Genomic DNA, 7,349 nt, shown 5'->3' with positions numbered 1-7,349 from the left:
GGAGAGGTTTTAGGAGGAAGCCCACCATTGGTCGGGGAATGGCTCCAGCAAAGTCCAATCGACTTGGTTGTCGTTGTCAGGGGGGCTGATAGCTCCTGCATTCCTGTTTAGTGGCGCGTGGCGACGGAGGCGAACAGACAAACCGCCCCGTTCACGACGTCGAACGCGGCGCGACGGTGGATGTGCCAAGCGTAATGGAGGCACACCGCGGGCGCTTCGCTCAGCTTCTTGCACCAGATCTCGAAGATCTTCCAATTCTGAGAGCTGAGAGGTGAGTTCGCTAAGTCGTTCGGCGTAAAGGATTGCGCGAGAGCCTCGCATAATGTCCTCCCCAGCAAAAAAGCACTATCAGGATGGCGTCAGAGCAAATAGGCGCGAGTAGTAAAAGTAGAAGACTACCATCGGTATAGCGGATTTCAATACGTCAGGCTCACTGCCTCATGGTGTCGCTGTTTCAGTGCGGTCCATGACCGTTGGACAGCAAGGATCGAGCGATAAACTTGCATCATGCCCTCGTGAGGTCTGCAGTTGTCCAGACAGCAAAAGGACCCGAGTTTCAGGGCGGTGAAGCTGGGGCTGTTAGCTGCTTGGCGAAGCAGCTGCCCCCTTGGGGAGGGGCCCGAGGAAATCTCGCTACTCCCTCAGGGGCAGCTCGATGCGCTGGAGTCCCGCTTTGGGGTCAGGAGCGGCCAATTTCCACTGCACTGGTCGGCTTCCGCTTTCACATCGAGAGCGGAAGAGATGCTGAGTCTCCTAGATTTTGTTCTCGGACTCCTCACGGCGGATATCCTCTGGAATTTCCCGCAGAAAGCTCTGCCCCTTCTGCAGCCGGCGTCCGAGCGCTTCGACGAATCCCTCGAAACGCTCCCGACCCTTCACTTGCGCCGCAGCCTGGGCTTCGTTGGGCAGGGGTGGCGTGATCGTCAGCCAGAAGCGGATGAACAGGGCGAGGGTCTCTGCCGTCAGACCGACGTCACGCTCCAGCCGCTGCATCTGACGCGATAGCCGGTCCAGGCGACGGGTAAACGCCGCCTCCCGTTTGTCCGCTCCGTCCGGTGACAGAAATGAAACAACAGCCGCTTCCACGATCGCAGACCGGGAAAGCTTCTTGCGATCGGCGAGGTCCGAGATCTGTCTCAGAAGCTCTGGCGGAAAATAGACGTTTATCCGGTCGCGCATGTTGCCTCAGAGCTCCATCCCATCATTCGGGTCCATGGCGATTTGACGGGCGACGCCGCGCATCTGTTGACGTATGAGCCGGGATTGACGGACCGCATCCTCGTCATCGTCAAGAACGGCAGCAAATTCTTCTGCCGGCGTCGGCTCGGTCGTCTCCTTGGCAATCGCGACGTGATCGGGGAGTTCGGGCTCGCGACGGAGACCGCTGTTCGCCGCGTCTTCCTCGGTTTCCGCAAGTTTATCAGTTGGGCTTCCCGTCGGGTTGAGCATTCCGGGCTCTGACCATCCGTCCGTTCGCGATGATCGGCCGGCCGTCGTCGGATCAGGCGGCGGAAGAACCCGCTCTGTGAATCGCCGGTCCTCGTAGTAGCGGACCTTCCTGGCCCGGATCGGCGCCGTCCCCGCCACCATGACAATCTCGTCCATTGGCGGAAGCTGCATGACCTCGCCGGGGGTCAAAAGTGGCCTCGCCGTCTCCTGCCGCGAGACCATGAGATGCCCCAGCCAGGGATTCAATCTGTGCCCGGCATAGTTCTTCATAGCCCTCATCTCGGTCGCTGTACCGAGCGCGTCCGAGACACGTTTTGCCGTCCGCTCGTCATTGGTCGCGAAGCTGACCCGGACGTGGCAGTTATCGAGGATGGCGTTGTTGGGCCCGTAGGCCTTCTCGATCTGATTGAGCGATTGCGCGATCAGGAAACTCTTAATGCCGTAGCCTGCCATGAAGGCGAGCGCGGATTCGAAGAAATCGAGCCTTCCCAGCGCTGGGAACTCGTCGAGCATCATCAGAACACGGTGCCGGCGATCGCTGGCATGCAGGTCCTCGGTCAAACGCCGACCGATCTGGTTGAGCACGAGGCGGATCAGCGGCTTGGTCCGTGAGATGTCAGAAGGCGGCACCACGAGATACAGCGTCGTCGGTCTGACATCGGCAGTCAGGTCTGCGATTCGCCAGTCGCAACGGCGCGTCACCTGGGCCACCACGGGATCGCGGTAGAGCCCGAGAAACGACATAGCGGTGGAAAGAACGCCGGAGCGTTCATTCTCCGACTTGTTAAGGAGTTCGCGCGCCGTCGAGGCGACGACGGGATGGGCGCCCTGCTCGCCGAGGTGCGCGGTGGTCATCATCGCTTTCAGCGTCGCCTCGATCGGCCGCTTCGGATCGGACAGAAAGGCGGCGACGCCAGCCAGGGTCTTGTCCGCTTCGGCATAGAGGACATGGAGGATGGCGCCGACCAGGAGCGAATGACTGGTCTTCTCCCAATGGTTCCGCTTGTCGAGCGAGCCCTCGGGGTCGACCAGGACATCGGCGACGTTCTGGACGTCGCGAACCTCCCACTCCCCGCGCCGCACCTCGAGCAGTGGATTGTAGGCTGAGGATTTGGGATTGGTCGGGTCGAACAACAGGACGCGGCCATGCTGCGCGCGGAAGCCGGCGGTCAGTCGCCAGTTCTCACCCTTGATATCGTGAACGATGGCCGAACCGGGCCAGGCCAGCAGCGAGGGGACGACAAGACCGACGCCTTTGCCGGACCGGGTGGGCGCAAAACACAAGACGTGTTCTGGTCCGTCATGGCGAAGATAATCGCGATCGAGCTTGCCCAGCACCACACCATCCGGACCGAGAAGTCCGGCTGCTCGAACCTCCTCCGCATCGGCCCAGCGCGCCGAACCATAGGTCTCAACGTTCTTGGCCTCGCGGGCCCGCCAGACCGACATGCCGATCGCCGCCGCGATCGAAATGAATGTCCCCGACGCCGCGATGAAGGCGCCCTCGACGAAGACCTGAGGCGCATAGGCATCAAAGACGAACCACCACCAGAAGAAGACTGGTGGGTAATAGATCTTGAAGCCCAACAGTTCGAACCAGGGCCGCCCAAGCTCCGGCTGCCAGGCGAGCCGCCAGGCTGTCCACTCGGTCGCGCCCCAGATGGCCAGCAAGACGATTAGGCCGACAACGATCACCTGTCCCCACAGGATTTTGGTTCCGGACATCCCGAACGCCCTTTCCGCAACCGAATTGGAGAGATTGCTAGAGGCCGAGGTCGCGCTTGCGACCAAAGCTCCATTCGATACCGCCGCCGTCCTTCACCACGCCGGTGGTGTGTTGGCCGAGCCTCTTCTCGAGCTCGCGCGACCAAGGCACGAGTTGGAAACCCAGCCCGTTATCGATCATGGCGAAGCGCCCCGAGGAGAGCGTCAGACGCTGGCGATACGTACCTGCCACATGCTCCCCGGAGGCCGCCTTCACGTAAGGCAGGCCGGTGTCGGCCGAGACTTTTGCGGCCACCTCGTCCAGTTCACGTCGGCGCAACGTGTCCAGAAGGTCGCGCTGCAGGATGATGCGTTGGCCCTGCCGCCGAGCCAGACCCTCCTGAACGAGATGCTCGGTACGGGCTTCCATGGCGTCGCGGGTCTCGCGACCGAATCCGCCCATGGCGAGCGGCTTGGGATCGCGTTCGACGAGCCTGTGGTCGAGCCAGGTCGCTCCTTTAGCCGTGACCTGCCCACCGAGATCGAGATCGGAACGGGTTGCGAGCACCACGGTCGGCCGCGGATCGCCGACGCAGCCCAAGCGTCGGACTTCGACGATTCCGCCGATCGGCGGTGCGTGTTCGAAAGCCTCGATGCCTCGCACGCGGACGTGGTGCGCGCGCCCATCAGTTCCATCGATCAGCGCGTAAGCCTCACCCGTCAGCTCATCGTGCAATCCCCGATCGACTAGCCGTCCAATGATCTGGGACGAAGGCTGTCCACCTTCGATGACAAAGTCGGCAACGCCGCGCGCTTCTCCACGCTCCGTAAAGGCGCGGTGCATGGTCTTGATGATGTCGCCGCGCATGCCGAGGTCGCGCAAGCTGCGCTCAGCCTCGAGCCCGACCATCCACTCTCCGGGTGCGGCGGATGCAGCAAGGCCCATCTTCTCCAGATGTTGAAGCCGACCGACCATCAGGCGCCGGATCTCGGGATCGGACTTGCCGGGATTCTCGAGGCGAAGATCGATTGTGCCGGTCTCATCCGCCGCCAACCGGATCTCCCGATCGAGCCGCGTCCAACGTTCCGCCGTGACCTCCATTTCCAGCGAATTGCGGATCTCGTGCTCCGGTTTGGGGCCCAGTTCGATCGCGACCAGTTCCTCGGCGCGCGAGCGCAGGCCTTGGCTGATGTAGTCGCGTGAGATCACGAGATCGGCTCCATCCTGATCCACTCCCCGGATGAGAAGATGAACGTGAGGGTTGTCGGTATTCCAGTGATCAACGGCCACCCAATCAAGCCGCGTACCGAGATCGGTCTCCATCTGCCTGGCGAGATCGCGGGTGAAGGCCTTCAGGTCGGTCAGGTCGCCGGCGTCTTCCGGCGAGACGATGAACCTGAAATGATGGCGGTCGTCCTTGCACCGTTCTGCAAAGGCCGCGCTATCGGCGCAGTCGCAGCCCTCATCAAACATCTCGGCCCGCTCGTCGCTTCGCGTCACGCCGTCGCGCTTCAGATACGAGAGGTGGGCGGTTAGTGGTGCAGAACGGAAGGCTCGCCCCTTGTGCCGAACCACCCGCGCCTTCATCACGACGCGCCGCGCCGGGCTGAACAATCTGGCGCGGCTGAAACCGAGTCTACCGCGGCCAAAGGTCGAGCGCCCGTAGACCGCAGAGCGCCTGCCAACCGCAGACTGGCTCGATGTGTGCCCGGCTTTGTTCGCCGCGCGCAGCACCTTGTTGATGAAGCTCTTCGGCTTTGGCGCGCGGGTGCTGCGGATGCGCCCAGGCCGGATACGCAGTTCGCTGTCACCTGCTGTCATCCTTAGCGCTCCCCACGATCAAAAGCGCACACAGTGCCGAAAAGGCCTTTGATTGCATTCGTCAAAATGCAAGGTGCGGCACGCGCCCCGACCGACCGGCACGCCAGAACCCAAGCCATGCCAATGGCTTGCGGTTCGACCGGCGAGCCCCTTTTATCTCGCCGTCCTGCTGTCGTGGTCTCCCGGTCGCCGGTTCCCGAAAGAGTCGCCGCGACCTGGCAGGCAGCTCGTGCAGCCCCCACTGCTTCCGAGCGCTTGCGATAGCGATCATTACCCGAAGTGCCGAGACACCCGAAGGGTGGCTCGATGAGGAGCGAAGCGACGCGCAGAGCGCGGGCCGAAGGCATCGCCCGTACGCCATCAGCACGTACCACTTGCCCGGTGAGGCACGCCAAGGCTTGCGAACCCGAAAACTTGGTCATTGCGATACTCCCGCATCCGATCGACGGACGAACACGCCAATATGCCGCGGGACCATGGGCGAAACATCGGGCGCCGGGATTGCGGTCCTGACACCGCTCGACGGCACAAGCGCCCGCAACCGATCCCGCGTTTTCATGAGATCGGATCGCGTGACGAACAGCGTCGCAGCTGCTGATGACTGTCCGCTGGACGTCCACCTTGGCGGTAGTTCGATGGCAAGCAGATTGGCAAGCTTTGCGAGGTATGCGTGCGTCTCGTCTGGCAAAGAGCCGCCTGCGAGATGCTCTTCATAGCGAGCTGGTCCCGCATTGTACGCGGCAAACACGCCAGGCGAGCCATAGCGATCAAGCAGTTCGCGCAAGTAAGCCGTGCCGGCCAGAATGTTGTCGTGCGGGTCGTAGGGGTCGTTCCCGAGATTGTAGCGCTCGCGAAGTTCCGCCCAGGTCGCCGGCATGATTTGCATCAGGCCCATTGCGCCTTTTGGCGATCTGGCGTGCACGTCACCGGCACTCTCGATGCCTTGGACTGACCGGATCCAGTTCGGCGCAATCGCAAAGCGTTGTGAGGCTTCATTGATGAAGCCGCCAAAGGAGTGAGCGGCCTGACTGATCGCCGGCTGGGCGGCTGATCCGCTCTGGGCCAAAGCAGCACCGCCACACGCGGTCAGAAGAAGCATCAGGGGCACGACAGTAGGAACGCGCTTGCCCAACCGACCCAAGCACGCGGTCAGGCTCGCGCCAGCCTTGCGGACATCGACCGCGACGGAGGAATGATCCCGCAATCGATCGAACAAGGGAATGGCAAGGAGAACACGTCGAAGACGCACGATCACCCCTCCCACGTCCACACCGGGAGCGCACGGCCGATCACCGCAGACTCCGGAAGAAATCCAAAATACCGGCCGTCAAGAGACTCGTCGGACTGCCAATTCATGAGAAAGAGCTCGCCGTCGCCGACGACGTGGCAGCCCTGCCATTTCGGCAGCGGCCGTCCGCGCCCGTCGCGATCCCGCGCCTCGCCGACCGCGATGGTATCGACCGAAATCGCAAACCCGTTTCTGCAAACCGTCTGTCCAGACAGCGCAAGGACCCTCTTGAGCATGGGGACGCCGATCGGAAGATAGCCGTTAAGGTCGAGGAAGGTCGCGAGTGGCTCCGGCGGCTGCACGGCGACCAACTCAGTGACGAGGAAATGTTCTGCCGGCCGCAAGCGGTAGAGACCGATCGGCACGCTCGCGGATGCGTTCCAGATGTAAAGCGGAAGCGGCTCCTGGACGATCGTCGCGATGAGCGCAGCAGCGACCCCAATCGTCACGGCCAGCATCATTAGGCGGCTCGTCATCGCATCACCTTTTGACGATGAAGCCAGACCTGATGGCGCGCTTTCGTATACGAGCGCGGGTTTTCGTTGACGGACAGGCGGTTATGAACGTGATGCCAATGATCGGGAGCTACGTCGGCGGGATCGATGCCGAGTGCTTCTACGGCGTCAATCATTTGCAACACGCGCTCGACCTTCGGCCAGCTTGACAGGCGCAGCAGAATCTCGCCGCCGGGTGTCACATATGGTACCGTCGAGCAGCGCTGTCCCGCTGCAACCGCGCGCAAGATGTCGATGCGCGAAATGATCGTGCCGAAGTCGTTGGAGGTCCAACGGACGAAGGCAAAGATGCTGCCGGGCGCAAATGACAGGACTCGGCGGTGACGATCAAGCTTCCGCTCCTTGACGATACGACCGAACCGAATTCGGTTTTCGATGCGCTTCTCAAGCCACAGCACTTCTACTTCGGTAAGGTCGCTCATGCCGCCACTCCCTGACGCTGGAGCTGGCGGCCGTGAGCTTGGTGCTCGGTCGAGAGTGTGTATGGCCTGCAAAGGCAAGCTGGCTTGTCGGACTGCCGTTGCCGAGCGTTGCCAACGCGACTTTCGGCCTGTTCCGTTAGAAGAAATCC

General features: G+C 62.1%; 6 protein-coding genes. All 6 read right to left on the bottom strand.

Annotation, left to right across the window (positions count from 1 at the left end):
- Positions 1 to 753: 753 nt before the first annotated feature.
- A complete protein-coding gene (locus tag ACFQX9_RS35180) occupies positions 754 to 1,179 on the bottom strand; it encodes a CopG family transcriptional regulator (RefSeq protein ID WP_377791795.1) in 426 nt (141 codons plus the stop codon).
- A gap of 6 nt (positions 1,180 to 1,185) precedes the next feature.
- Complete coding sequence (locus ACFQX9_RS35175) at positions 1,186 to 3,174, bottom strand: conjugal transfer protein TraG (RefSeq protein ID WP_377791794.1); 1,989 nt, start codon at positions 3,172 to 3,174, stop codon at positions 1,186 to 1,188.
- Between the two features lie 37 nt (positions 3,175 to 3,211).
- Positions 3,212 to 4,975: a DUF3363 domain-containing protein gene (locus tag ACFQX9_RS35170; protein ID WP_085393940.1), complete on the bottom strand. Its 1,764-nt coding sequence runs from the start codon at positions 4,973 to 4,975 to the stop codon at positions 3,212 to 3,214.
- Positions 4,976 to 5,393: 418 nt separating this feature from the next.
- On the bottom strand, positions 5,394 to 6,230 hold the full coding sequence (locus ACFQX9_RS35165; protein ID WP_349518926.1) for a lytic transglycosylase domain-containing protein: 837 nt from the start codon (positions 6,228 to 6,230) through the stop codon (positions 5,394 to 5,396).
- Complete coding sequence (locus tag ACFQX9_RS35160) at positions 6,227 to 6,739, bottom strand: S26 family signal peptidase (protein WP_085393938.1); 513 nt, start codon at positions 6,737 to 6,739, stop codon at positions 6,227 to 6,229. Before ACFQX9_RS35160 ends, ACFQX9_RS35165 begins: the two co-directional genes overlap by 4 nt.
- Complete coding sequence (locus ACFQX9_RS35155) at positions 6,736 to 7,200, bottom strand: DUF2840 domain-containing protein (RefSeq protein ID WP_085393937.1); 465 nt, start codon at positions 7,198 to 7,200, stop codon at positions 6,736 to 6,738. The genes ACFQX9_RS35160 and ACFQX9_RS35155 overlap by 4 nt, the downstream gene beginning before the upstream one ends.
- Between the last annotated feature and the right edge of the window lie 149 nt (positions 7,201 to 7,349).

The sequence above is a fragment of the Bradyrhizobium sp. GCM10028915 genome, assembly GCF_042666195.1.
Taxonomy (GTDB): domain Bacteria; phylum Pseudomonadota; class Alphaproteobacteria; order Rhizobiales; family Xanthobacteraceae; genus Bradyrhizobium; species Bradyrhizobium canariense_D.
The sequence above is the reverse complement of the archived record's forward strand: the minus strand, read 5'-3'. Positions and strand labels throughout refer to the sequence as shown.

Bases quoted from the DNA above. Each gene is read 5' to 3' on its own strand.
- ACFQX9_RS35180 (WP_377791795.1), bottom strand. From the start codon at position 1,179: ATGCGCGACCGGATAAACGTCTATTTTCCGCCAGAGCTTCTGAGACAG.
- ACFQX9_RS35175 (WP_377791794.1), bottom strand. From the start codon at position 3,174: ATGTCCGGAACCAAAATCCTGTGGGGACAGGTGATCGTTGTCGGCCTA.
- ACFQX9_RS35170 (WP_085393940.1), bottom strand. From the start codon at position 4,975: ATGACAGCAGGTGACAGCGAACTGCGTATCCGGCCTGGGCGCATCCGC.
- ACFQX9_RS35160 (WP_085393938.1), bottom strand. From the start codon at position 6,739: ATGACGAGCCGCCTAATGATGCTGGCCGTGACGATTGGGGTCGCTGCT.
- ACFQX9_RS35155 (WP_085393937.1), bottom strand. From the start codon at position 7,200: ATGAGCGACCTTACCGAAGTAGAAGTGCTGTGGCTTGAGAAGCGCATC.